Below are 26,320 nucleotides of genomic sequence, written 5' to 3'. Positions count from 1 at the left end.
AATGTTTAAATTTTAATGTACATTTAGCAAGATGAACACGTCTCCTGAAACCAAAAATAAAAAGGGTACGTTGTGCTCCCAGCACAACACACCCTTTTTATTCATTGTTTTTGAATATGTGGTAAGAAATACAAAAGAAATAAACCAATCTTTCTTGGCTATTTGCCATGTGGATGTCAAATAAATCCCGAATTTTATCCATTCGGTATTTAATTGAATTTCTGTGTAAAAACAAATGTTTTGCAGTTTCTAATAAACTGCCACTTGTATAAATATAGTAGTATAATGTTTTTACAAAGTCTGTTCCATTCTCCTGATCATATTGATGAAGCTTCCCTATCTTTTTTTCTACAAACTTGTCTATTTCCACTGATTCGGAAACTTCCATTAATAAATGAAACATTTCTATTTCTTCAAAGGTAAAAATCCTTTTTTGATTATCTAACTTCATACCAAATATGACTGCTTTTTTTGCTTCTATATAACTTTGCTGTACTTCCCATAACGGAACTTTGTCTCCAAATCCAATTCGAATCCCACTACAATGATGAATAAAGGGTATCAATTTATCTCTCCAATTAAAGGGATCCTTCTTCGGGTTCTCAGCTGGTATTTCTTGTCTTGGTGATCCAAGCAATAAAACTAATCTTTCACCTATCCAATGGATAAGTGATTTAATATGATGCTTTTGAGATTCTTCGGCTATTAAATGATTTAATTTATCGATCTGTCGGGACATCTCCTCTTCATCACCTTCTATAACGGCGACTTCCCAAACTGCCTCTGGTTTTAAACCTAATTGACTCCCTTTATTCAAAATCTCCTGTTTCGATAGTGGCAAACCGGATAACAGCTCATCAACAAAATTGCCGCGCAGTTTTTTTTCCGTATCCACTGCTGTCTTTCTCCTCATTAATTCTAACGAAAACACGAGCCGTGCTTGTTCAATACAAACCTGGTCTAACTCATCTAATTTCTCCTTGTCAACAATCAGCTTTCCTACCATCTCCTTGTCCACCCTTATCTCCCAATAGCGCGAATTTGGTGAAAAATGATAATGGGCATTGGACGGTGAGGCGACGATTGTTTCCCCCGTCTTATCTATAAGCCAAATGGGTGATTTTAATAATAGAGAAACATTATCGGCCACAGCTTGAATACCGCTATTCTCAAGAACTAAAGTGGTCAATTTCTTATATATTTCTTCTGATTTTCTGAGTAAGGAGGATTGCTTATTGATTATTTGTTCCATAATTGAATGGGTTATATCAATGTATGGTATTCCTTTAGGCAGCTGTATTATGGGTAAATCAAAGGTATTACTCATTTGAATCATTGCTATAGGCATTTCATGTAGAAATCTTTCTGGTTTAATCGCTAATGCCGCAGCATTGGCCTCTGCCAATTGTTTCACTAATTTTGGAAGTAAGGCTGGCTCGTGACGAATGGAATAAGCTGTCGTAAGGAGTAACTCTCCTTCCCTCAACCAGCCAGTAACGTCCGGCACTTCCATTATATCTATGTATCGGACTACTCGATCTAGTCCCTTTTCTCCACTAATTACCTTTGCATCTTTTAACACTGGAAGGTCAAGTAACTCACGTAATGTAATCCCAGCTGGATTCATCTTATTCACCTATTCCATTATTTTATTTAATAGTCATTAAAAAATATTCTATATGCCCTTCTCATGACTGTACATTATAATTTCTAAAGTAGACAAAATTTCAGTTATCCCAGAATTTTTAATAGATTTTGTTTTAAAGCCCCTCTCAGTGAGAAGGGCTAAATTTTGTACTCATTTACAATTCAATGATTGATTTTTTTAATTGTACAGTAACATGAAATAGAGAAAAACGATAATCCATACCATCGGAATTAAATTAATCATGATCGCAAGTCGTTTCTTTTTCATTCGGAAGACCCAAGCTAAAATGGAACCAAATATGACAGCAATTGGATATAAAGAAATAGCCAGAACAAAAGAAACATTAGATAGATTCACACCACCGTCGAAACTCTTAAATGACAATCCCCAAATTGCAAACCATGGGATTAAAGAAAGTAAATATAAGATTTGGCTTATAATGAGATATAGTTTCATAAACTCCTCCTCTGTAAATGCCTGGAACCTTCCAATTATATCAATATGAATAATTATATGAGTGCAGCACAATAAAAAAACCCTTCGTCCAACCGGAACGAAGGGTGGTTACTATAGATTTTTGTTGCTTATCTTTTAATACACATCACGTTGATAACGCCCTTGCTTCTGCATATCTTTTAGATACGCTTCTGCTGCATCGCGACTCATCGCACCTTCTTTTTCAATTATGCTGATAAGCGTTTCATGGACGTCTTTCGCCATGTATTCCTTATCTCCACAAACGTAGAAATATGCACCTTTTTGAAGCCATTCGTACAGTTCTTTACTATGTTCAAGCATTTTATGTTGAACATAGACTTTTTGTGCTGTGTCGCGGGAGAAGGCAGCATCTAGTTTTGTCAGTACCCCATCTTGTTGATATTTCTCCAATTCATCTTGATAAAGGAAATCAGAAGCAGCATGCTGGTCTCCAAAAAATAGCCATGATCGCCCTTTTCCTTTATTCACTGTACGTTCCTGTATAAAAGAACGGAATGGCGCAATACCTGTCCCAGGTCCAACCATAATAATATCAGTATCCTGAGACTCTGGCAGATAAAAATGTTTATTTGCTTGAACAAAGACTGGAAGCGTATCTCCTTCATTTACACGTTCAGCACATAAAACAGAACAAACCCCATTACGCTCGCGTCCATGAGAAGTGTAGCGCACAGCACCGATGGTTAAATGAACTTCCTCTGGATTCGCTGCAATACTGCTAGCAATCGAATAGAGGCGCGGCGTCATTTTTCTTAAGAAGGAGACGATTTCCTGAGCACTAGCTTTCCATGGACCAAATTCACGTAACATATCAAGCAAATCTCGTCCATAGCAATATTCTTTCAATTGGGCTGCATTTTCAACCAAGAGAAGCTTTTGTAACGCTTCGCTTTCTGTAAACGCAGCTGCCTGCTGTAAAATCTTTTTTGAAAGTAACGTAATTTCAAAATAGTTAATAAGCGCTTTCTCTAGTGGCAATGTCTCACCTTGCTTATTGATAATTACAATCGCTTCTTCATCCCAATGCATTTCCTCAAAAAGCGAAGCCACAAGCTCTGGATCATTCGAAGGGATAATGCCTAGGGTATCACCTGGTACATAAGAAAGGTCTGACCCTTCTAGTGATAACTCAATATGTCTTGTTTCTTTACTAGAGCCTGCCCCATTGATATTAATATTTTTAAGAACTTTTGCCGGAAATGGATTTGTTCGTGAAAATGGTGTTTGAACCTGTTTGTCTTTTTCGGCAGTTTTGGTGTTATCCAAAGTAATTTGCATGGTTCTTAACCTCCAAAAGTAATATAGACAATTTTAACATTGATTTTGGAAATCAGATATGTATTTTTTCACAATTTTCTTACCAATCCCGAGTGAATTTACCAATAAATTTGAAGAAGCTTTAAGTTCTCATTCCTTATTTAAAAAAGTTCGAATAGTGCCTGGCCCCAGTAGATCAATTTTCTTAATGCTAATACAAATTAATTGAATGAAATGAGCCTAGAAAATAGGATTAAAAAACTTGGGATTTCAACCATTCTATCCTTAGTTAACATAATAAATATATCTCAATCCGTAACTATCGGAAAAAAAGAATAGGTAAGTAAACAATTTCAGAAAGAATTTTATAACCTGCGATTTTTTTAAAAGGCCTCTTTTGCTTCTGCTTCTGTCTCAAATTCAAACATTGTAATATTTGAATCTAAATACTGAGTGATAATCCACATAAAAATCCCACCCGAATTTAAAGATTACCTATTTGCTAGTCCTGCTGACTAACTTAACTAAATTAACTTAAGCTTTGTTGACCTTAAGGATAATTTGTTGTTAAAAAAGCAGCTAATTTTTTGCTCTTTTGTTTTCTTTCTTTGCGCACTCTTGCTCGCCCTGGTGCGGTCTCATGCAATTTTTTCTCTTCTTCTGTTTCCGGAATAACCTGTGGAACATCTGTTGGACGTTTATGTTCATCAAGTGCGACAAATGTTAATAGAGCTGTTGCAGCAATTGTACGTTTTCCACTTTTTAAATCTTCAGCAATAATTTTCACAAAAACCTCCATAGACGATGTCCCTGTCCATGTCACATATGATTCAAAACAGACCGAATCTGTTGTACGAACAGGATATAAGAAGTCAACTGAATCAGTTGAAGCAGTTACACATTCCCTGCGACTATGGCGAGCCGCAGAAACAGACGCTACCTGGTCCACATCACTCATTAATTTTCCACCAAATAATGTATTGTGATTGTTTACGTCATTTGGAAATACACGACTTGTTCGTATAACTCGTGATTCTTTACAATATTTTGCTTCCATATATATACTCCCCTATTGAACTACTGGCACAATCTTCTACGAAATAGCTTTAATTAAGTCCACCCTATAAAGCTCTTAGTCTTCTAATAATTAAGTTTCTCGATCTTACAAATAACTTTCTCCTTATTTTTTTCGTTGAAAAAAATAATTATTAATTTCTTATGATTAAGAATAATGCAATTATTGAAATAAATAAAATGATATAAAATTATAATCACATATAAAAAACTTTTATATGGTATAAATTTAGGGGTTAATAATAGATTACCTTTATTAAAAAATAGTTAAAAAAAACCATTAATTAGGCAGGGGATTTTTTAAGTATTGCTGGACCAGATTCTTCTAATGCAAGTACTAAAAACGAGACTACTCAGCCATTACTAGTCCACATTACTGCACCCATGAATGCTAGTTAGTTCTTGAAATTTATTAGTCATCAAAGGATATATTTATTTTTCTAATTTTACGAACGTAAAAAAGCTGTTTTTAAAAAAAAATACCTGTTCGGAAAAGTGTACCTTTTCGAACGGGTATTTTAATCATGGCATTGAAGTGAAAATTCATAATCAAATGGGAGAAATTACAAACCTCCACAAGATTGGCTCGTCCCTTTTGCTTGTTGTTTTGTTTGTTCCGCTCCTGTTTCTGTTGTAACAGACTCATATCCATAACCTGTAGAACTAATTTCCAAGCTTTCTTCTTGATTCTTGTTTGTAAGATTTTTATCATTATTGTTTGTTTCCATTGTCGCCCTCCTTCCCTATGTATAAATTATCTGCAATAATTCGTTTTTTATTTAAATTTCAACATACCTTTTGATAGCTAGATATTTAATTACTAACTCTCCATTGAAAAATAAACTCTAGTTTATCACTAGAGTTTAACGTGATCGAGCCATAACACCACGCACCAAAATATGGATCATGATTTCAATGTCTTAATCGTTTTTTCACATCATCAAATGACGGCATGCCTTGTTGTGCACCAAGCTTCTCTACAGAGAGTGAAGCTGCAGCATTGGCAAATTGAATGGCCTCTTTTAATTCGTACCCTTCACTGATTGCATAGCCCAAAGCGCCATTAAAAGTATCACCGGCACCGGTTGTATCCACTACAGTTGTCTGATAGCCATTGACATGAACAATTTCTGAACCATTGTAGTAGGCTGCACCAGATTCCCCTAGTGTAACGATTAGTTTATTGGGATATTTCTTTAAAATTTCATGTGAATATCCCCCAAATAGTTCCTCACATTCTGTTTCGTTAGGTGTAATAAAGGATGCCATATCTATCATTTCCTTCGTGCAATTAGATGCTGGCGCTGGATTTAAGAGAACAGGAACATTTTGTTGCTGACAAAGCTCAAGTACTTTCTCCACTGTTTCTGGTAGAATTTCTAACTGAACGATGACAATTGCACTTTTTGCTAAAAATTCTTTCACCTTTTCGATATCCGAAGGAAATAAACTAAAATTAGCACCTGGAACGACAATAATACGATTATCATTTTCAGATAATATGATATTTGCCACACCTGTGGATTGATCTTTTACTATATTAATATGTTCAATGCTAATACCCTCTTTAGTTAAATTCTCTTGGAGTTCTTTCCCAAAAATATCCTTACCGATTTTCCCAACAAAATTCACACAGCTGCCTAACCTAGCAGCTGCGACGGCTTGATTCGATCCTTTACCACCTGGAAAGGTTGAAAAGGACTTCCCTAAAAGTGTTTCTCCCTGTGTTGGATTTTTTTCACTTTCAACTACCAAGTCCATATTGATACTGCCAACCACCGTTATCATTTCATCGCCACCAGTTTGATTATTTTAGTACTGTACTCATGACAATTCCTAAGAACTTTTCATATTCAGCTTCACATGCAATTTCAACCTCAGGTAAAGTATTCCATGTATGGTGATGTCTTGTATCTAAAACTGTCATACTAAGTGTAAGTTCACCTTTTGTTTCAATGCCTACTTTTCTCTCATGGTTTTAATGATGGATTCATCAATAAGAGCTCCAATCGCCATTGAATCAATTAAGACGCAATACGACTCAAAACCTCTCTTGTTAACAAATCCAATCATATTCAAGAGAAAATCTGTTTCTTGCATTTTCGTTTCCTCTAATAATTGTAAATGCTGTTGGGTAAAATTAACATCAAAATGCGTGGCCACATCTAATCCAATCGCGGTTAATGACACGCCTGATTTAAATACGATATCAGCAGCTTCAGGATCTACATATACATTCCATTCACTTTGGGGATTGTCTCCCGTTGCATTCGCTGTTGAATATTTGTTCAGACCGTACGCTCCTGCAATGGCGTAGATCCCTTTAATCATCGGGATGATTTCTGGACTTTTTAAGAAGGCCATTGCTATATTGGTTAATGGTGCAAGTGCTGCAATATATAGTTCATTGGGATATTTTTTTACGGTTTCAATAATAAGATCTATTGCATGTTGATTGACCAGATCCATTGCAGGCTCCGGAAGATTTGCATCCGCTTGTCCGTCTTCCCCATGTGTAAAAGGATCACCAGGTAAGTCTCGAACAATTGGTTTGGCCATCCCTTTAGCTACAGGTATATCTGTCCTATTCAACAGTTCAAGTGTTTTCCTTGCGTTGACACTTGTAATATCAACATGATAATTACCGGAAACCGTGGTAATTGCTTTAACATCAAGGACATCAGATTTGCAAGCCAGGATAATTGCTAATGAATCATCCATTCCTGGATCGCAGTCAATTAATACTTTTTTCATTTCAGTCATCCCCATTCACCTTTTCCATCATTTTTTGTAATAACTCCTCTGCTTTCTTTCGTGTGCTTTGGTCAAATTTAGCCGGAGTACCTTCTTGCTCAATACAAATTGCCGCACTAATAGTACCCATTAATCCCATTTCAACTAAAGAACGATTTTCGCAGTATCCAATTAATACCCCCGCAGACGAACTATTTCCGCCACCCGTTACATCCACAACCTTTACATTTTTCACACTGCTTACCTTTACGGTGTTCTTTTTGGTAATTAGATAGGCACCTTCTGAACCGACTCTTAAAAATACCGTGTTAATGTTCCATTCTTTTAATCGTTTCATGATAACTTCTAAATCACTTTCGCCGAACAATGATTGTGCTTCATGTTTATTGATTGAAAAAACATAGATATTTTCAACTATTTTTTTAACTTGATGAATTAATTCAATATGGGCGGAATCTGAATTAATTTCCCAAAAATGCGATCGGCATTTTCAATCTTTTTCAAGAGAAAGTCGAAATTTGTCATATTTTTTTCTTTTTTTCTATTGCCAATATTTTTATATACTGATAATATAAAAAGTGCGTAATTTGGAAAGCGAATATTCAATATGTCTGGATCTTTCCAAGCAGATAACTTTTGACCACTTCCTCAAAGAAGTTAAGGCCATACGGACAGCCGGGTCAAATGCCGAATGGCAACTTTAGTTGCCTTATTGATTGAGTTAAAAGCTCAAATTTTATAAGTTGGTTACTTTACAACCAGTGCATATGCACACAACTTGTGAAACGGTCAATAAGAGTAGTAAAAGTGATTATTTGCTATATAGACTCTGATCCTATTATGATATATTTTGAATATTATAGAGCTTCCTTACAAATGTCCTCGGACCTTTATGGTGAAAGTATACATATGATTTTCATTACGGTATACTTATGCTTTTTTAATATTGATGATTATATCGAAAGCAAGTGTTGTGCGCAATTATGCGCTTTGCACTTGCTTTTTTTGTTGCGTTTCAACAGTTTTTTAGGGGTTATGACAATAATTATTATCGTTCAGACCATAGAAATATTGTTATAGAACTCCTCTTTGCACGGTCAAAAGTCTATTAAGTTAGGAGATAAGAAAATGGGAAAAGCGCTTATTATTGGTTGTGGTGGAGTGGCATCAGTAGCCATCCATAAATGTGTTCAAAACAGTGAGGTATTTGAAGAGATTTGTATCGCAAGTCGGACAAAATCAAAATGTGATGACTTAAAAGCCAAACTAGATGGCGGCAAAACGAAAATTACAACTGCACAGGTTGATGCAAACAATGTTGATGAGTTGATTGCTTTAATTGAAGAAGTAAAACCAGATATCGTGATGAACTTAGCGTTGCCTTATCAGGATTTAACGATCATGGATGCTTGTCTGGCAACAAAAACAAACTATATGGATACTGCAAACTATGAGCCTGAAGATACGGCTAAATTTGAATACAAATGGCAATGGGATTATCGCGAACGCTTTGAAAAAGCTGGTATTACAGCTCTTTTAGGCAGCGGCTTTGACCCAGGTGTAACAGGGGTATTCTCTGCTCATGCACTTAAACACCATTTTGATGAAATTGAATACATCGACATCCTTGACTGTAATGGCGGGGATCATGGCTATCCTTTCGCGACTAATTTCAATCCTGAAATCAATATCCGTGAGGTTTCTGCAAACGGAAGATATTGGGAAAACGGTGAGTGGATCGAAACCGAGCCAATGGAAATCAAACGCGTTTATAACTTCCCTGAAGTTGGCGAGAAAGATATGTACTTGCTTTACCATGAAGAACTTGAATCTCTTGCTGTAAACATCCCAGGCATTAAGCGGATCCGCTTCTTCATGACATTTGGCCAAAGCTACATTACTCACCTAAAATGTCTTGAGAATGTAGGCATGACTTCCATTGAGCCAATTGAATACGAAGGAAAACAAATCATTCCACTTCAATTCTTAAAGGCTATGTTACCAGATCCAGCTTCACTTGGACCTCGTACAGTTGGCAAAACAAATATCGGCTGTATCTTTAGAGGTAAAAAGGATGGAAAAGAGAAATCCTATTACGTTTACAATGTTTGTGATCACCAAGAATGCTATAAAGAAGTCGGTTCTCAAGCAATTTCTTATACAACAGGTGTTCCTGCGATGATCGGTGCAATGATGTTAATGACTGGAAAATGGAATAAACCAGGCGTATTCAATATCGAAGAATTTGATCCAGATCCATTTATGGATGCATTGAACACGTGGGGACTTCCATGGCAAGAAGACTTATATCCAGAGCTAGTAGATTCTGAGCCTCTTAAGGTAAAAGAGCCGGAGCTTGTTCGTTAAGATGCGGTTTGAGGAATTACCAACACCCTGTTATGTAGTCGATGAAGGTCTTGTCGAGAAAAATCTAAAAATCCTGAACGGAGTCATGGAACGGACAGGAGCTAAGATTGTTTTGGCGCAAAAAGCATTTTCTATGACAGCCATGTATCCTCTCATTGGAAAGTATTTAAGTGGTACAACAGCCAGCGGCTTGTACGAGGCTCGTCTAGGTTACGAAGAAATGGGCAAAGAGAATCATGTCTTTGCCCCTGCCTATCGTGAAGATGAAATCGATGAAATTGTATCCATTTCCGACCATATTATCTTTAATTCCTTCTCACAGCTGGAAAAATTTAAAGATAAAGCCCTTCAAGCTGGTTGTAAAGTAGGATTGCGCATCAATCCTGAATGCTCTACACAAATTGGACACGCCATCTATGACCCATGTTCACCGGGTTCTAGGTTTGGTGTAACAAAAAAGCATTTTCGTCCTGATTTGCTTGATGGCGTTTCAGGGCTGCATTTTCACACACTTTGTCAGCAAAACTCGGACGACTTAGAAACCACTCTTCATGCAGTGGAAGAAAAGTTTGGTGAATGGCTCCCGCAAATGGAATGGATCAACTTTGGCGGCGGTCATCATATTACTAGAGAAGATTATGATATTCCGAGACTAGAAGCGTGTATTAAGAGAATGCAAGATAACTACGGTTTAGAAGTCTATCTTGAGCCGGGAGAAGCGATTGCTCTCAATGCAGGTTACTTGATAACGTCTGTTCTTGATCTCCATCAAAACGGATTGGAGATTGCGATTCTTGACACTTCTGCCACCTGCCATATGCCCGATGTATTGGAAATGCCTTATCGTCCCCCGCTTTTTGAATCTGGGGAAGCTGGCGAGAAGCCATTTACTTATCGACTTGGCGGGCAAACCTGCCTGACAGGCGATGTTATCGGAGATTATTCTTTTGATCAGCCATTAAAGAGCGGTGACCGCTTAGTTTTCGGTGATATGGCGATCTATACGATGGTCAAGAATACCACTTTTAACGGCATGCCATTACCGGCCATCGCTATTCAAGATAAAGATGGAGATTGTCATGTCGTGCGTGAATTTGGCTATCAAGATTTTAAGATGCGACTAGCTTAAAAGACTATTATCTATGAAGAGAAGCACGAGTACGAAGTTGTAGCTGCTACTCCTTCCTGAATATCTATTGAAAAACCAGATTCTGAAAGATGAGTCTGGTTTTTATCAAAAAGTCTGAATTATTTTTAAACATTTAATATTTAGATATTAAGAGGATAATAGGTTATAATCGAAAGAAACTCGTAAAAAGAAGATGATATTTTGTTATGTAAGAGCCTAGAGTTCAAAAATGTTTTTGGACAGAAGATAAAAGTCATTGAAATCCCTGTATTAGAAACAAATAATTATTATTATTTTATGATACAAATTCGTTTACAAATATATATTTCATTTCTATATAATAAACCTCACGAAAAAAGCTGCTATTCTTTTCGAGAATATTTGAAACGAAAAATGAGTTGGCCTGATTTCAAGAAATTATATAGTATGAAACAGTTTAAAAGTAACGCTTAATTTTCTTAAGAAACCTTACAAATGATTCTCCTGCATTTTTTTATATCATCTATAAAGAAGTAGTAATGAACTTATATTATTATCTAAACAAGAAAAATCCAGCAGNNCTGCTGGATTTTTCTTGTTTCTTAGTTGCTTAAGATACATTTATTACATTGATCTAAAATAAACCTATACCGTTTCTACTACCGCTTCGAGCATTGTTCCATTTTTAGCATAATTCGTATGCCAGGAGAAAGCTTTTTCTAAAACATGAGGAGTTTGCCCCCCCCTTGTTTGTGCTTCCTGGTAATAAGCTCTCAGCTGATCACGATACATCGGATGCGCACAATTTTCAATAATCAGTTCCACTCTTTCCCTCGGCGCCAGTCCTCGTAGGTCAGCATATCCTTGTTCAGTGACGATCACATCTACATCGTGTTCGGTATGGTCTACATGAGAGACGAAAGGAACAATGCTTGAAATGTTACCCGCTTTCGCAATCGATTTCGTGACAAAGATAGCTAGGCGTGCATTTCTTGCAAAATCGCCGGAGCCACCAATACCATTCATCATTCTTGCACCTAACACATGTGTGGAATTTACATTTCCGTATATATCTAATTCTAAAGCAGTATTAATCGAGATTAATCCAAGGCGGCGGATGATTTCAGGATGGTTAGAAATCTCTTGCGGGCGCATCATCAATTTATTACTATATAATTCAAAATTGGAAAATACCTGTTGATGTTTTGCTTCGGACAGCGTGATCGAGCAACAGGAAGCAAAACGTACTTTTCCCGCATCCATTAGATCAAACACCGCATCCTGTAACACCTCAGAATAAACTTCCAAATTTTGAAACTCTGAATCTAACATTCCATGCAAAACGGCATTGGCCACCGAACCAATCCCCGATTGTAATGGCGCCAAACTTTCCGTTAATCGGCCACTTTTTACTTCTTTTTGAAGAAACTCTATCAAATGCTGAGCCATGATAACCGTTTCTTCATCTGGAGGAACAATCGTCGATGGCGAATCAAGTTGGTTAGTAAACACAATCCCCTTTACTTTCTCAACATCAATCGGAATGCCGATTGTTCCAATTCGATCATCCGGTTTAACGAGCGGAATAGGAAGCCGTGACCCCTGTTTTCCAGGTTCATATAAATCATGCAACCCCTCTAGCTGTGTGGATTGGGCCATATTAATTTCAATAATAATAGACTTAGCATTTAAGGCAAACGATAAGGAATTTCCAATTGAAGTTGTAGGAATGACCATTCCGTCCTCCGTTATTGCAACCGCTTCCAAAATAGCAACATCTATATTCAACACTTCAGATCGGATGAGCTCCGCTGTGTGAGACAAATGCTGATCAACAAATAAAAAGTCTCCTTGATTGATTCCTTTTCGCATAGTAGCATCAGCCTGGAAAGGCAACCTCTTTCCTAAAATCCCTGCTTCAGCAAATAGTCGATCCACATCCGAACCTAAGGAAGCCCCTGTATAGACATTGACTTTAAACCATTCATCATCCTTAACTCGGTTCACCAACGCAACTGGTACCGCTTTCACATCACCTGCACGTGTAAAGCCACTTAATCCTAACGTCATTCCGTTTTGAATCCAGGAAGCTGCTTGATCAGGGGTAACCACACGGTCTCTTAAACGAAGATCCCTAATTCGCTCCAAATTTTTCTCCATAAAGCAATCCCTCTCTTCATAAATAGTTATTATCCTCATTTTACCTATTTACATCATCAGGATAGGAATTATGGAATATGATACAAAATATTCTGATAAAACAGCGAATTTAGGCTCTAAAGCAGGAAAATCTAGAATCCCAGAATCTTTCGAAAATAACTAGAGTATGATTGGCTAACAGGTACCCGCTCCCCATTATCCATCGAAAGTAAAAAGGTGGAATGAGTGTCAGGATAAATCTCTTTAATATGATTAACATTAACAATAAATGACCGATGGCATCTAATAAAGGAATCCTTCGGAAGCAAATATTCAAATTCATTTAGAGAGTATTTATGCGTGCCTGAAACCCCTTCTGAATACACACTCGTCTTCTTATCTTTAGCCTCTAAATAAACGACCTTTGAAAAAGGGATGGGAACCCAGCCATCCAATGTTTTCACGGTAACCACCGATTTCCCATCCGTTAAAGCAGGATAAATCGCTGTTACACAGCCCTCTAGCTGTCCATTATGTAAAAATGGTACGGCCATTCCGTGATAAGGAACACCAAAAACATCCCGGTTAATAAACTCAGAGACCTTTTGCTTCGTCACCAATGCATTATGGGCAATCGTCCCTTCCTTGACAGGGTCCCCAGCGCTTATTTTTAAATCAATTCGTTTACTTGGCCGATAGTAGATATATTCTTTTGTATTAGAAACAGCAATTGAAATTTCATCTGAAAATAATTCACCAATCACATCTAGCAGTGATCCTAAAGTTATATCTTCCATACTATTAACACCTCATTGACTATTATACTACTATTATTAAAACTAAACTGACCGATTCAGATGGAAAAAATTAAAAAGCCCCTATATCAGGCGCTTTTTGATAGAGTAATCTCTGCCATCGAAGGAGTAAAATCCGCCATTATGTTAAGCTATGATGGCAATTTTACTGCTTAATTCCTCATCCATGTCGAAGCTGATTATATTTAATCAGCTTCTTTCCTTTTTCCTCAATTTCCTGATCGAAAGATTACTTTTTCGATTCAATGCTTTTTGATAATAACACCAAAAAAATGGATAAAGATATTCATTGACATCTGTTTCTACCATTCATTATACTAAAGTTAAAAAAACGATACAACTGTACCACAATGTGGTTAATTATTTTATCATCAATACTATATAAAGAACATTTTCAAATAAATCCTCGGATTTTCATATTAAAAAAAGAATCTAATAGTAGATGAGGAATAGAGATGGGTTTAGTTAAGGTTGGAGTGATTGGAATAGGAAATATGGGCAGTTCCCATGTACAAATGCTGGATCAAGGACAAATCATAGGAGCAACTTTAACGGCGATTTGCAGTAGTAATGCAAGTCGAACCGAATGGGTGAAAAATAATACGCAAGGTAATGTGCAAATTTTCCAGGACGTAGAGACCTTTTTTAATGAATCGGAAATTGATGCCGTCCTTATTGCCACACCACATTACAGTCATCCGGAACTCGCCAAAAAGGCCTTTGCGAAAGGAATACATGTCCTCATTGAAAAACCGGCAGGCGTCTATACAAAAGATGTATTGGAAATGAATGAGGCAGCGAAGTCTAGTGGAAAAGTATTTGGCATCATGTATAACCAAAGGGCCAACCCACTTTTTCAAAAATTACGAGACCTTATTCAATCAGGTGAACTTGGCGCAATAAAACGGATCAATTGGATTATTACGGATATTTACCGTTCACAAAGCTATTACGATTCAAGTAAATGGAGAGCCACATGGCAGGGTGAAGGAGGCGGTGTTCTATTAAACCAGGCACTACACCATTTAGATATTTGCCAATGGACAACAGGATTTCTGCCAAAGAGCATTCGTGCCATGTGCAGTATAGGAAAGTATCATGATATTGAAGTGGAAGATGATGTAACCGCATTTTTGGAATATGAAAATGGAGCGACAGGTGTGTTTATCGCTTCAACAGGAGAAGCTCCGGGATCGGATCGCTTTGAGGTTGTTGGCGATCGAGGGAAAATCATTGTTGAAAATGAAGAACTTACTTTTCACCGATTAACACAATCTGAACGTGAATTTAATGCTTCGTATACTGGAGGTTTCGGCTTGCCTGAATGGCAGAAAGTCGTAATTCCTGTAAAGTCTGAAAATGCAAATCACTCCATGATTGTTCAAAATTGGATTGATTCGATTGTTACAGGGTCATCATTATTGGCACCGGGTACAGAAGGCATAAAGGCGTTGGAAATTTCAAATGCCATTTACTTGTCTTCTTGGCTAAACGAAATAGTAGAATTACCTATCGACCCGGACCTCTATTATGAAAAATTACAAGAAAAAATCAACACTTCCACATATAGGAAAAAACATGTAAGAAATATTACATTAGATGTCCAGGGGACGCATTAAATGTGCCAAGGGGACGGTACTCATGGCTCAATTATGGTTAACTCCGGCCAATAAAAAGCCATCAGAACCGTCCCGATGGTTCCAATGGTCCCCGTTATTTTCCTTTGTTATTAAAGTGATGGTTAATTGTTTGAAAAGTATTACGAAGGGAAGCCGTATGCTTCTCTTCCCTGCCATAAAAACGAGTAGATGGGAGCGGATTCGAAATCGCCCTTAAGTTCCCCATTTGATCAGAAATAACTGCGCCCACCGCACAAATTCCTTGTATGTGTTCTTCCTTGGCAAAAGCACCCCCCTCGTCAATCCAGACTGATTCTTTTAAGCAGCCCATCACCACTCTGTCTGTTCCCTATGGTTAATCCAATAAATCTATAGTTTATCCAATATATTCATGATCAAGTACCTGATAGTATAAATGAAAGGGCTTACTTTTGTATGGACTCATAGCATGGAATTATGTTGCCGCGAAATTTTGCTGTTGATTCTAAATAGCCTTCAACATGGCAAATTCCATATGTATTCCTAAAAGTTGCCACTTAACATTACTGTAAGCTAGTACAATTCATAATCCCATTACAGGTGAACAAAACAGACCACTAATTTCCTCCCAGAAGTAAGCCTGCAAACTATAAAACTCCTAATGATAAATCAATTCATTTTTTGATTGGTAAGCATATTCTTCCATCTACTAAGCTAAGTACTTCTTTGACTAATTGGAATGATGTGTTGTCAATAGATAAAATGTTTTCACTTCAGCAAGACTTAGATCAATGACTAATTCTGAAGTGGAAATATACTTTTCCCAAAGGTCAAATAAAGTAAAAGGTGGTGAAGGATATTTAACTTTATAAATTCAAGATATTGTTACCTCTAATAGAAAAAAGGCAAAAACATCTAAAAATTAGAAAGTGGTGTACGAATATCGTGAGAAAAAAATGTGTACATAAACAAATGAAAAGGACACTTGCATGGTTTGTAATCGTCCTAATGTTTGGTCAAGTTTTAACTAATACAGGATTTATGGGTGCAGGGACTGTATCAGCTGATACTTGGCCATATACAGGTGATGCTGCAGTCGGAGAAAATCAGCCGCGTATGGTGGGGCAACGTATGTATGATATGGAGAAATGGTCTTCTGAAACAGATCCATATGCGGATTTAATGCGTGCAAATATTCCACTTCAGAAGCGAATTGAACCATTTACAGCCACACAAGCAAATCCAAAACTAAAATCAGAGGCAGAAATCTTAGTCATGGGCGGTGACTACGGGAACTCTTTCTTTGAAGGAGTACCATATAACAATGATTTCAGCCAATATCAATTTAACTTTTGGCAATACACGGACTATTATGCCTCATGGCATGGAGTAGTGACAAAAGATGTACCTAAAAGTCTCTATGATCCCGAAGGTCCTTGGCAAACGCGATTCTTTGAATTCGGTATTATCAATGTACCTAACCCTTCATATACCAATGCGGCACATAAAAATGGGGTTAAATCTCTTGGGTGTATATTCTTGCCTCGTGCTGGACAAGCCCCAAAACAGATGATTGTTCAGGATAAGAATGGAGACTTTCCAATCGGAAAGAAACTGGTTGAGTTTGCCAAATACTACGGCTTTGACGGTTTCTTCATTAATTTAGAAGAGACGGTTCCGGCTGCTGATGTCCCTATCTATAAGCAGTTTACCAAATACCTAATGGAGAACGGGCTTTACATTCAATCGTATGACTCTATTTTGCCAGATGGGAAACTTCAATATCAAAATCAACTAAATGAAAAGAACAGCCATTGGATTAAAGATGATACTTATGGTACAGTAAACAATTCTCTTTTTGTCAATTATGATTGGTTCAGATCTAACCGAATTGAAACTTCGCTAGAGCATGCTTCAAAGAGGGGAATTGATCCCTTCAAGCAAGTTTTCTTTGGAGTTGAAGCCGCCCAAGGAAAGTTAAGTGGTTCACATGGATCTGCAAGTGACGTTGAAAAATTACTTGATGAAACGGGCAATCTAAGAGGAAGCGTTGCTTTGTTCACCCCTAGTGACTTTATCCAGTTACATCTAGATCGAAAAGCAGAAAAAGCTGAAAATCAATGGATGATTTCAGAACGGGAAAGAATGTACTATTCAGGGGTTTTAATGGATCCGACAGATACTGGCAAAAAACCTGGATATTCTAGACCTGATGTTGAAGCTGCGGATGCAAGTGGGTGGGTCGGAGTATCTCATTTTGCTAGCGAACGGTCTGTTGTTAACGGATCAACATTCGTTACAAACTTTAATACAGGACACGGGATGGAGTATTATCAGAATGGTAAAGTGGTAAATGATCAGCAATGGTCGAATATTAACCTGCAAGATATTCTCCCAACTTGGCAATGGTGGATTGATACAACGAGTAAGAACAAGCTGAAAGTAGACTTTGATTATGGTCAAAAATATAATACACAAGCATACGACTATACGAAAGTAGGCGCATATAATGGCGGAAGTTCCCTTGTAGTATCAGGGAAGCTTGATGCTGATAACTTCTTACATTTATATAAAACGAATTTAGATGTAGCCGCAAACAGCAAATTATCTTTGACGTACAATAAACCTTCCGAAACAGATGATTCTAAAGTGAAACTGGGGTTAATATTCAAGGACGAACCAAATAAAATTGAATATATCAGCGTACCGGATGCTAATAAGAAATCAGAATCCTGGGTCACTAAAGATTTTGACTTGAGCAAATTTAAAGGTAAAGAAGTTTCAGCAATCGGATTATCATTTGGAACAGAAGAAGATTCTGTAATAGAAAAATACCAACTAAACATTGGGGAAATTAAACTTACGAATGGCTCAAATGTAACACCTGATACACCAACAGGATTTAAAGTAAAAAAAGCGTTTGATACAAATGAAATGATTGTATCATGGGATCTTGAAGACTACAGTAAAGTAAAACAATATAACTTGTACGCAAACCTGTCTAATGGTAAAAGGGTTTACCTTGGCGGGACATATGGTGATACATTCTATATCAAATCATTATATGGCGAAAAAAACATCGTAAACTTAGAGCTAAGGGCCGTTGGTGCAGACAAAACAGAGAGCTCTCCTGCAACAACAAGTTATGACTTTTCGACAAAAGTGAGTAATCTAACTGTAGAGGAAGCTTTATCTAAAAGCGGCAACCTTATGCAATCTGCAAATGCCGGTACATTGGATATAAGCTGGAAAAATCCTGATATTGATTATTCTGGCATCAATATAGAGGTTTCATTTAATAACAGTACCAATAAAGAGACTTTTAAAAAGACTGTTAATAAAGGAACTACCTCAACTCAGCTTATTGCTCCTGTAGCAGATGGTTCGGAATATACGCTGGCTCTATCCGTAGTCGGAACGGATAACAAACAAGGTGAACCGATTCTTTATACGGGCAAACTCAAGGATGTATATATTGAACCATATAATGGTGAAATCAATGTTACCAAGAGTGGTACATCTTCCTATATGAGCCTTGACGCTCCTAGACAAGAAGATTGGTGGCGAATATATGCATATGTAGATGGAAAGCCATTAACCTTCCAAAATGAATATACAACACCTACTACATTCGGAATTAGAGGAAAAAGTTATTTGAATTCAAGTACAGCATCAAAAAATATTAAGCTTCCATCTGCATCAGGCGTGGTCACACTCGTTCTAGAAGACTATAGTGGTAATAAGTCTGAGCCTGCAGCATACCTTTACGGTGATTCTATAAAAATAGATTCAACCATGATCCCGGATGCAGCACTGCTTGCCGCTGTACAGGAACAAGTTGGAACAACGACAAAAGAATTATTTAATTTTACTGGGAAATTAGACTTATCCAATTCAAATGTTAGTGATCTAACTGGTATTTCTTTGCTTTCAAATATATCCAGTATAGACCTTACGAATTGTAAAAGTTTAACAACCATCAAAAATGGTACATTTTTGGGTAATTTGAAATTGAAAGAGGTTATTATTACAGGTTTAACGAATCTTCAAGCTGCATCGTTCAGTAATACTGCCATTGAAAAGTTAACTTACAACGATTTATCATCGTTTTCAAAACTTACATCTCTTGATCTATCAAATGCAAAATTTGATATGACTGAAGGGACTCCAGAACGGGCATTAGCCGACCTAATTGGGCAAGGTGCTGATTATAGTAATCAACGACCTAGTGTTTATATCGGGAAATTTGAAAACGACAAGAAGAGATTAGAAGTTAATTATAACAATGGTGAGTTTGACCCATTAACCTTGCTGCCTATTATAACCGTTCGGGGAACTGATTATTTGAGCCTGACTGATATAAGCTTTATTGCAGACGATTATGATCTAAACAAACAAGTGTCGGATTTAGGTTTGTTTGTTCAAGTGACGAATCCATCCAAAGTGAAGTCTAAAACGGTAGATACAACAATAATTGGTACACATCAGGTTTCCTATACATCCTTGACAAAAAACAAGGAAGTAGGAACATTAAACATTTTCGTGTATGCAAAAGTTAGCACGATTAAAGATATAGTGGAACAAGCTAAAATCGAACCAAAAGGAATTCGCAATGCTTTACTTGTTCAATTGGAAAATGCCGAGAAACATTTTAACAAGGCTGAGGCATATACACAGAATGGAAAAGAAAAACAAGCCGAGGAATCCCGAAAAAATGGCTATAAAACGCTTGAGAGTTTAATAGATTGGGTTGCAAATCAATCTGGCAAACATATTGACAAGGATGACGCAAAACAAATAACATCCTTGCTGGAACATATTGTTACAAACGAAACGATGACACCTTAATTGTATCTATGCGCAAACACACCAATTTGATATAGGAGTGTTTGCAAAGAATTCAAAATGAATGAAAAACACAACGAGAACTGAATTAAAAGGCGAAAAAGCTGAATGGAATTCCATTCAGCTTTTTTAATCATCAAACTGCACAATCTCCTTTAAAATCTAAAGGACTTTTGACTCCCATTAAGCTTTTGGAAGTCATGTGTTGGTAGGCTAATGTAGCTTGAAGATTCTTATGCCCAAGCATCTGTGGGATAAACACAGGACCGATTCCGTCTTCTAAGGAATGAGTAGAAAAACAATGTCTTAATGTATGGACAGAAATTCTAGAATCAAGTTTCATGTTTTCTCTAAGCCTTAGAATAGAATCTCACGTTTCTAAAACCTCATTTTATTCCATTTCCTATTCATATGATTTGATCGTCGGAGGTAAATAGTCTAAAAATTTATCGAGTAATGCGTCTGGGGTTTCTTCAATAATTGCCATCGAGCGGAATTTCTCTTGGAGGAATTTTTGTTCGATCATATGGTCAAACAAGCTGATCAATGGGTCATAATAATGATTAATATTTAGAAGACCACAAGGCTTTTGGTGCAAACCAATTTGACCCCAAGTGAACATTTCAAAAAACTCTTCAAGTGTACCGGTTCCACCAGGCAAGACCACATATCCATCAGACAAATCAGCCATTCTTGCTTTTCTCTCGTGCATAGTTTCAACGGTAATTAACTCCGTTAAGCCTTTATGAGATATTTCACGTTCCTCCAATACTTTAGGGATCACACCAATCGCATGACCGCCTTCATTTAATACTGTATCTGCAACTGCACCCATCAAGCCGTTACTCGAACCGCCGTATACTAAGGTAATATTTCGTTTTGCTAACTCTTTTCCTAATAGAATGGCTCCTTCTCTATAAGCTTCAGAAGCACCGAAACTTGAACCACAAAAAACTGCTAATTGTTTCATATCCTGCCTCCCCATTTTTTCTATCTATTATAAAATATATATGATTCCCATTGGAACTAGAATACAGATATACCGACGATTACTGACTTCATATCTGTGAAACGAAGGACTAATAACAGGAGAGCTACACTTTCCTTACTAGATTCCTCTAATAATTGACAGTCTCTAAATTGTAAGAGACACCCATTTATTATCCCCCCTGTGTGCCTCCTTGTAAAATTCATAAGCAAAAAACCAGCAATAACTTTCCCTTGTGTGTTAATGATGTGCCTGTAATTTTTTGCGTAAGCTTCCTACAAACCATAGTAAAAATGGGATTCCCACCATATTGACAGGTAGGGCAAAATAGATCCAATACGTTTTCAAATAGATGTAGGTGTATGTAGGGTTGGGAAAGATGACGGCTAAAACGAAAAAGAATGCTGAAGTAACCCAGATCAATTTCCGCCAGTCTTTTATATGGAGCAATTGTGCTGTGCCATAATTGGCTAAAAAGAAGTAAAGCGATAGCTTAATAAAAATACTAAGGATCCAAACCAGAACCGCCAGGATTTCTAAGTTTTGAATAAAATCCATTACGGTAACATAGCTGACTGTATCAAAAGCAGGGTGACGCAGCTTCGATGCAATTTCTGGACCCAAAATTAGCAATACCCAAATAGCGACTGTACTAACTAAACTGGAGGCTGCGGCAATTCCCCAAACGGCTCTTTTTGGACCCTTATGTGGCTGGTCCATAAATGAGAGAAGCATCAACATCATGACGGACTCTCCCAAGAAGGACAGCGGATACATGGTCCCTTTAAGAATCGGCAGGAGGCCGGTATCTGAAAATACAGGCAGAATATTCCTGTAATTGAGAATTGACACAGATAAAATCAACAAAATGAACACGGATAGGAAGATGATGGGACCAAACACTTCGCTGCACCGTCCAATTCCTTCAATTCCGCCGCTGTAAGTAATATAAATGAGTAACAACAGCATCGTTAAAACCAATACCCACTGTGGCGTGGTGGGAAGAAGGATGGTAATCGTAAAGTCGGCAAATTCTCTTAAGATAATCCCGATTACGGAATACCATAGAATAAGATAGACAATAACAATGAGCATCCCGAGCCACTTGCCCAAAATTTGCTTACTATATTCAATAAGTGTCTTACCGGGATACAGCAGGGCTGCCTTTGATGAAACATAAACAATCAGCATCCCCGAAATGCCGGCAAGGCCAAAGGAAATCCAAGCATCTTGTTTAGCCTCTTGAAAGGTTGGGGAAAGAGTAAGCAGGATCATATTTCCCGTTTCGAAAGTGAACATCAACCAAAAAATTTGCAGCCCTGAAAGTTTCATTTTTTTATCTCACTTTCTTTGAACAATAATGAGGGCCCTTCCATTCCGGTCTCCCTGATCTTTAAGTCTGTTTTCACTATTATGTCCGCTTCTAAAAATTTCTTGTCCCAATCATGCTTCAATGATTTCCACTCGTTTGGATTCTTTCGGTGGATCATTTCGCCCAATCCAAAGATATCAAGGCCGTATTCCTTTTGGACTTTTGTAACCGTTTGTTGAACTCGTTTTTGAGAAATTTTTTCAAATTCCTTTTCTAGCCGTTTAAGATTATTTGGGTACTGAACGTCCAAACCTGAATTATTTTCCTTCAGGGATCCTTCACCTTTTAAGGTGACAATGAATGTAATCTGCTGATTTTTACTTATATGTGGTTCGATTTTACTGCTGAGTTTGTTTAAGACGAGGCTGGCATTGATATCCTTTTTTTTAACACCAATTGTCAAATTTTTCAGGATTCCCATTACCCAAAGCATATGTCTGTTTTCTTCCATATTCAAAATTCCTTGCATTTTTAGGTTTTTATCAAATATAGCAACACCAGCCATCCGAAGTAGCGGGGGATTAGCTGAATCTGCTTTCCCTTTTTTTACTCCTTCTTGAGAACTGCTAAATTCAAGAACAGGAATAGAAGGGCGTAAACCGTCACTGGTAGCGGCCATGAGGAGACTTAAATAAGCCGTGTTCCCTCTGCCTCCACTTAGTTTATGTTCATTTAATGTGGCAATAACCGGTGGATTTTCTAATGGATTGGCTACAGAAAGGGCTTTCTTCGCCGTCGACCCTTTGATCACAAAGACATCCGTCCGCAAACTAACCTCGGGACGCCGTTGTGTGTTGTCGATTTCTCTCTTAAGTCCCCGTCTAGCAAATTGTTCCCCAAATATCATAACGCGCCGCTGTCCAGAAAACGCCTCCCTTGGAAGTTTTGTCTGTATGTTTTGCAAGGCGTCGCTTAGATTTTTTCCTCTCGCAGAAATTGTAAAAAAGCCCTTTTGCATTGTTCCTCCACCACCGCCTTGGGTTTGAATGTTGGAGGGAATGACAATTTGTCCGCTGACTTCTACATCGTCATTTTTGGCAACATCCCAACCTGAAGCAAGCCAAATGGCCTGTTCATTTAATTCCTTGCGATCCCAGCAACCAGAGATAAAAAGGAAGGAAAAACATAATCCTAAACGAAGAATGATCTTCTTCAATCGTCTCTTCCTCCTTTTTGGGGATCTGGCTTCTGGCCGGGGGGGACCCGCTGTTTATCCCTGCCAAATGTAAAGATTGGACCAGTCTGTAAAGCCCATCTGGGTGACCTGACTATTACATCCTTTAAATCAGCGGGAATCTGCGGGGCTACCGGAGTAAAATACGGAACACCAAAAGAACGCAGATTGACCAGATGAATTGTCAGTGTAATAAAACCTAGGGTAATACCGTAAAAACCAAAGGTTCCTGCTAATATCAGCATGGCGAACCTTATAAGCCGGAGTGCGGTTCCCAGATTGTAACGCGGAATCGAAAACGAGGCAATTCCAGTTGTGGCCACCACAATGACCGTTGGGGCAGAAACGATGCCTGCTTGTACAGCAGCCTGGCCGACGACAAGTGCTCCGACGATACTGACGGCTGAACCGACCGCTTTCGGCAGTCGGATTCCTGCCTCCCTTAGACCTTCAAACACAAATTCCATTAGCAACGCTTCGATGATCGTTGGAAACGGGACACCTTCCCGGGCAGCCGCAATACTAATAAGAAGTTTAGTCGGAATAAGTTTTGGATGAAAGGTTGTAAGGGCGACATAGATAGATGGTAAAAAGAGAGCCATATTAAACAAAACATAACGAACCAGCCGAATGAAGCTGGTATAGATAGGCCGTTCATAGTAATCTTCAACCGCCTGCATTCCATCCCAAAATGTCATTGGCACAATGAGGGCAAAGGGAGTGTTATCGACGATTATCGCCACCTTTCCTTCCAGCAGGTTGGCAATGACAATATCGGGCCTTTCGGTATTTTGGATTTGCGGGAACGGGGAATAAGGCATGTCCTCAATAAATTCCTCGATATATTCTGATTCTAGTATTGCGTCAATTTTAATGCGGTATAGCCTTTTGCGGACCTCTTCCAAGAGGGATTCACGAGCAATTCCCTCGATATAAGCAATTACAACATCAGTTTGAGAAAGCTCGCCAATCGAGAGGGGCTCGAATTTCAGTCTTGTGCTGCGGATTCTTCTGCGTAGTAGGGTGGTATTTGTCCGTATTGATTCGGTAAACCCTTCTCTCGGACCTCTAATAGCAATTTCTGTCGTTGGTTCTTCAACATTGCGCTTTTCAAAACCTGTTAAACTGGCAAGTAACGCCTCAGACTCTCCATCTATTAACAATCCGACATTCGCCTTCAAGATTCCGTTGACCAGATCGTTAATATGTGAAACAGTTTTAACTGGAGTGGCAGAAAAAAGTTGCTCCTCCATTATTTGTACAATTGTACAAATTTCACCTAATTCGTTCGGAAAACCATCAGACAATATAGGCTTTAACAGAATATTTTCCAGTGTTATTGTGTCAGTTAACCCATCTAAATAAATTAGAAGTATTTTAGGTTTTCCAGTTATATGAATAGGGCGAATAACAAAATCAGAGCATTTTTGAAACATTTCTTTTAAAATTTGCTCGTTTTTTGAAAGATCCGAACTAAACGGTTCGATATTTTCTTCTTCAGAAGGCAGTGAGATCATCTTTTTCAATTCGTGTAACTTTTTTCGTTTGCGGAACCGAACCATCATCAATGCCCCCTTATTTAACTATGTATATTTTTCCAATTATAAGGGTTAATATACGCATTGGCCGAACCTGAGATGGAATATTATTTAATTATATCTAGAAAGTTTTCACTAAATTTGAATCCGCTAATTAAGTGGGTCACTTTTTAAATCCGTTTTTTATAACACTAGAACTGTTCAAGCATGTTTTTGAGTAGAATAGAATAAAATCGAAAGAAGGACAAGGACAATTCACTGGAAAGGTGATCAAAGTGAAAGAAATTACCTTTAAAGCATTTGCCATTACCCATGAAATTGACTTGAATAAAATTGCCATCCATTGCGGTATTCCCAAGAAATTCACTTGGGAACAGCCACTAATCCTGAAAGGCGATATTCTAGAATCGATCCTCCATCAAAATGTAGATGATTCGCAAATGGTACTGGTTTTTTCGTTTGGCAGCATTGTCTTCACTAATCACACTCACGAAGATGAAATAAAGGGATTATTGCATTTCATCCATTCCTTCGAGCCAGACTTCGAAATTGAACATGCCGACAGATATAGCGACGATTACTGCCTTCATATCTGTGAAACGGAGAATATTGAATTGACCGACGAATATGTGGTCGTGCCAGAATATGAGGATTTTTATCCTGAATTGATTTCTACAGTAATCGCCAAATCAGTGGCACTCGAGAAAACAGAGGAACAACTCGGGAAAATCCACGACAAACTCGAAACTATGATCGACAGGCTAGAGAAAGGAAAACTGAGAATCGGCAACAAGGAACTGGCGAGGACCACTGCAAAAATCGTCCGTCATGAGTATAATACGCTTGCCTATATCATGATTTTGGATAAGCCTGATATTACATGGACAAGCAGCACAGCTGGTGATTTTTATGACAGGATGTTGGAGTTTTTTGAGTTGAATGATCGCTATAAAATTTTAAAAAGCAAAACGGAGATTTTATATAACATCATGGATGGTTTTTCCACCATCAGCCATTCGATTCGTGGACTATTCGTGGAATGGATCATCGTAACTCTTATTGTTGTTGAGATTGGTCTGTCGATCTTAGAAATTGGCGGATGGTTATAAAGGATGCACTTAAAACAGAAAAGAGACACCTAATGA

Annotated in this window: 22 protein-coding genes; 6 read left to right on the top strand and 16 right to left on the bottom strand. The window is 37.8% G+C overall.

Annotated features, from left to right (window positions below; all coding sequences use genetic code 11):
- Positions 1-97 precede the first annotated feature (97 nt).
- From COE25_RS17595 to COE25_RS17565, 8 genes are all read right to left on the bottom strand, one after another.
- Complete coding sequence (locus COE25_RS17595; protein ID WP_098933513.1) at positions 98-1,627, bottom strand: PucR family transcriptional regulator; 1,530 nt, start codon at positions 1,625-1,627, stop codon at positions 98-100.
- Between the two features lie 198 nt (positions 1,628-1,825).
- Positions 1,826-2,104, bottom strand: a complete 279-nt coding sequence (locus COE25_RS17590) for a hypothetical protein (RefSeq protein ID WP_098933512.1) — start codon at positions 2,102-2,104, stop codon at positions 1,826-1,828.
- A 135-nt stretch (positions 2,105-2,239) separates the two neighbouring features.
- The gene (locus COE25_RS17585) at positions 2,240-3,424 is read right to left on the bottom strand and encodes a sulfite reductase subunit alpha (RefSeq protein WP_098933511.1); all 1,185 of its coding nucleotides are present in this window, start codon (positions 3,422-3,424) and stop codon (positions 2,240-2,242) included.
- Between the two features lie 529 nt (positions 3,425-3,953).
- On the bottom strand, positions 3,954-4,460 hold the full coding sequence (locus tag COE25_RS17580; RefSeq protein WP_098933510.1) for an acyl-CoA thioesterase: 507 nt from the start codon (positions 4,458-4,460) through the stop codon (positions 3,954-3,956).
- A gap of 580 nt (positions 4,461-5,040) precedes the next feature.
- Positions 5,041-5,205 carry a hypothetical protein gene (locus COE25_RS30830; RefSeq protein ID WP_180247529.1) on the bottom strand — a complete coding sequence of 55 codons (165 nt, stop codon included), beginning with the start codon at positions 5,203-5,205 and terminating at the stop codon, positions 5,041-5,043.
- 184 nt (positions 5,206-5,389) lie between these two features.
- Positions 5,390-6,265 (bottom strand): ribokinase, encoded by an 876-nt coding sequence (rbsK, locus tag COE25_RS17575; protein ID WP_098933509.1) that lies wholly within the window; start codon positions 6,263-6,265, stop codon positions 5,390-5,392.
- A 171-nt stretch (positions 6,266-6,436) separates the two neighbouring features.
- The gene (locus tag COE25_RS17570) at positions 6,437-7,231 is read right to left on the bottom strand and encodes a nucleoside hydrolase (protein WP_257208869.1); all 795 of its coding nucleotides are present in this window, start codon (positions 7,229-7,231) and stop codon (positions 6,437-6,439) included.
- Position 7,232: 1 nt separating this feature from the next.
- The gene (locus COE25_RS17565; protein WP_257208873.1) at positions 7,233-7,667 is read right to left on the bottom strand and encodes a carbohydrate kinase family protein; all 435 of its coding nucleotides are present in this window, start codon (positions 7,665-7,667) and stop codon (positions 7,233-7,235) included.
- A 692-nt stretch (positions 7,668-8,359) separates the two neighbouring features.
- Here COE25_RS17565 and COE25_RS17560 point away from each other — a divergent pair.
- From COE25_RS17560 to COE25_RS17550, 3 genes are all read left to right on the top strand, one after another.
- Positions 8,360-9,598 carry a saccharopine dehydrogenase family protein gene (locus tag COE25_RS17560; RefSeq protein WP_088085387.1) on the top strand — a complete coding sequence of 413 codons (1,239 nt, stop codon included), beginning with the start codon at positions 8,360-8,362 and terminating at the stop codon, positions 9,596-9,598.
- A 1-nt stretch (position 9,599) separates the two neighbouring features.
- The gene (gene nspC, locus COE25_RS17555) at positions 9,600-10,727 is read left to right on the top strand and encodes a carboxynorspermidine decarboxylase (RefSeq protein WP_098933507.1); all 1,128 of its coding nucleotides are present in this window, start codon (positions 9,600-9,602) and stop codon (positions 10,725-10,727) included.
- Positions 10,728-10,928: 201 nt separating this feature from the next.
- Positions 10,929-11,180: a DUF2535 family protein gene (locus COE25_RS17550; protein WP_098933506.1), complete on the top strand. Its 252-nt coding sequence runs from the start codon at positions 10,929-10,931 to the stop codon at positions 11,178-11,180.
- Positions 11,181-11,351: 171 nt separating this feature from the next.
- On the opposite strand, the gene scpC is transcribed toward COE25_RS17550, so the two are convergent.
- Positions 11,352-12,866, bottom strand: coding sequence for a succinyl-CoA:acetate CoA-transferase ScpC (scpC, locus tag COE25_RS17545; RefSeq protein ID WP_098933505.1), 1,515 nt, complete (start codon positions 12,864-12,866; stop codon positions 11,352-11,354).
- Positions 12,867-12,997: 131 nt separating this feature from the next.
- Positions 12,998-13,642: a LytTR family DNA-binding domain-containing protein gene (locus COE25_RS17540; RefSeq protein ID WP_088085383.1), complete on the bottom strand. Its 645-nt coding sequence runs from the start codon at positions 13,640-13,642 to the stop codon at positions 12,998-13,000.
- Positions 13,643-14,115: 473 nt separating this feature from the next.
- Here COE25_RS17540 and COE25_RS17535 point away from each other — a divergent pair, with 473 nt between their 5' ends.
- Positions 14,116-15,279 (top strand): Gfo/Idh/MocA family protein, encoded by a 1,164-nt coding sequence (locus COE25_RS17535; RefSeq protein WP_088085382.1) that lies wholly within the window; start codon positions 14,116-14,118, stop codon positions 15,277-15,279.
- A gap of 94 nt (positions 15,280-15,373) precedes the next feature.
- Here the strand turns inward: COE25_RS17535 and COE25_RS17530 are convergent, their stop codons facing one another.
- Positions 15,374-15,610: an IclR family transcriptional regulator C-terminal domain-containing protein gene (locus tag COE25_RS17530; protein WP_256942526.1), complete on the bottom strand. Its 237-nt coding sequence runs from the start codon at positions 15,608-15,610 to the stop codon at positions 15,374-15,376.
- 593 nt (positions 15,611-16,203) lie between these two features.
- Between COE25_RS17530 and COE25_RS17525 the strand changes: the two genes are divergently transcribed.
- Positions 16,204-20,106, top strand: a complete 3,903-nt coding sequence (locus COE25_RS17525; protein WP_098933504.1) for an endo-beta-N-acetylglucosaminidase — start codon at positions 16,204-16,206, stop codon at positions 20,104-20,106.
- A 133-nt stretch (positions 20,107-20,239) separates the two neighbouring features.
- Here the strand turns inward: COE25_RS17525 and COE25_RS17520 are convergent, their stop codons facing one another.
- From COE25_RS17520 to COE25_RS17500, 5 genes are all read right to left on the bottom strand, one after another.
- Positions 20,240-20,467, bottom strand: a complete 228-nt coding sequence (locus COE25_RS17520) for a tyrosine-type recombinase/integrase (protein ID WP_257208872.1) — start codon at positions 20,465-20,467, stop codon at positions 20,240-20,242.
- A gap of 39 nt (positions 20,468-20,506) precedes the next feature.
- Entirely contained in the window at positions 20,507-21,073 is a 567-nt protein-coding gene (locus COE25_RS17515) for an LOG family protein (protein WP_098933502.1), read from the bottom strand.
- Between the two features lie 258 nt (positions 21,074-21,331).
- Positions 21,332-22,423 (bottom strand): GerAB/ArcD/ProY family transporter, encoded by a 1,092-nt coding sequence (locus COE25_RS17510; protein ID WP_098933501.1) that lies wholly within the window; start codon positions 22,421-22,423, stop codon positions 21,332-21,334.
- A complete protein-coding gene (locus tag COE25_RS17505) occupies positions 22,420-23,619 on the bottom strand; it encodes a Ger(x)C family spore germination protein (protein WP_098933500.1) in 1,200 nt (399 codons plus the stop codon). Before COE25_RS17505 ends, COE25_RS17510 begins: the two co-directional genes overlap by 4 nt.
- Positions 23,616-25,202: a spore germination protein gene (locus COE25_RS17500; protein ID WP_373605361.1), complete on the bottom strand. Its 1,587-nt coding sequence runs from the start codon at positions 25,200-25,202 to the stop codon at positions 23,616-23,618. The genes COE25_RS17505 and COE25_RS17500 overlap by 4 nt, the downstream gene beginning before the upstream one ends.
- A 248-nt stretch (positions 25,203-25,450) precedes the next feature.
- Here COE25_RS17500 and COE25_RS17495 point away from each other — a divergent pair, with 248 nt between their 5' ends.
- The gene (locus COE25_RS17495; RefSeq protein WP_098933498.1) at positions 25,451-26,284 is read left to right on the top strand and encodes an RMD1 family protein; all 834 of its coding nucleotides are present in this window, start codon (positions 25,451-25,453) and stop codon (positions 26,282-26,284) included.
- The last annotated feature ends 36 nt before the right edge of the window (positions 26,285-26,320 follow it).

The sequence above is a fragment of the Bacillus sp. AFS031507 genome, from assembly GCF_002584635.1.
Lineage (GTDB): Bacteria > Bacillota > Bacilli > Bacillales > Cytobacillaceae > Neobacillus.
Note: the sequence above shows the minus strand (reverse complement) of the source record. Positions and strands in the feature narration are given on the sequence as shown.

Coding starts and splice junctions, on each gene's coding strand:
- COE25_RS17595 (WP_098933513.1), bottom strand. CDS start 1,627: ATGAATCCAGCTGGGATTACATTACGTGAGTTACTTGACCTTCCAGTG.
- COE25_RS17590 (WP_098933512.1), bottom strand. CDS start 2,104: ATGAAACTATATCTCATTATAAGCCAAATCTTATATTTACTTTCTTTA.
- COE25_RS17585 (WP_098933511.1), bottom strand. CDS start 3,424: ATGCAAATTACTTTGGATAACACCAAAACTGCCGAAAAAGACAAACAG.
- COE25_RS17580 (WP_098933510.1), bottom strand. CDS start 4,460: ATGGAAGCAAAATATTGTAAAGAATCACGAGTTATACGAACAAGTCGT.
- COE25_RS30830 (WP_180247529.1), bottom strand. CDS start 5,205: ATGGAAACAAACAATAATGATAAAAATCTTACAAACAAGAATCAAGAA.
- rbsK (WP_098933509.1), bottom strand. CDS start 6,265: ATGATAACGGTGGTTGGCAGTATCAATATGGACTTGGTAGTTGAAAGT.
- COE25_RS17570 (WP_257208869.1), bottom strand. CDS start 7,231: ATGAAAAAAGTATTAATTGACTGCGATCCAGGAATGGATGATTCATTA.
- COE25_RS17560 (WP_088085387.1), top strand. CDS start 8,360: ATGGGAAAAGCGCTTATTATTGGTTGTGGTGGAGTGGCATCAGTAGCC.
- nspC (WP_098933507.1), top strand. CDS start 9,600: ATGCGGTTTGAGGAATTACCAACACCCTGTTATGTAGTCGATGAAGGT.
- scpC (WP_098933505.1), bottom strand. CDS start 12,866: ATGGAGAAAAATTTGGAGCGAATTAGGGATCTTCGTTTAAGAGACCGT.
- COE25_RS17540 (WP_088085383.1), bottom strand. CDS start 13,642: ATGGAAGATATAACTTTAGGATCACTGCTAGATGTGATTGGTGAATTA.
- COE25_RS17535 (WP_088085382.1), top strand. CDS start 14,116: ATGGGTTTAGTTAAGGTTGGAGTGATTGGAATAGGAAATATGGGCAGT.
- COE25_RS17530 (WP_256942526.1), bottom strand. CDS start 15,610: ATGGGCTGCTTAAAAGAATCAGTCTGGATTGACGAGGGGGGTGCTTTT.
- COE25_RS17515 (WP_098933502.1), bottom strand. CDS start 21,073: ATGAAACAATTAGCAGTTTTTTGTGGTTCAAGTTTCGGTGCTTCTGAA.
- COE25_RS17510 (WP_098933501.1), bottom strand. CDS start 22,423: ATGAAACTTTCAGGGCTGCAAATTTTTTGGTTGATGTTCACTTTCGAA.
- COE25_RS17500 (WP_373605361.1), bottom strand. CDS start 25,202: ATGATGGTTCGGTTCCGCAAACGAAAAAAGTTACACGAATTGAAAAAG.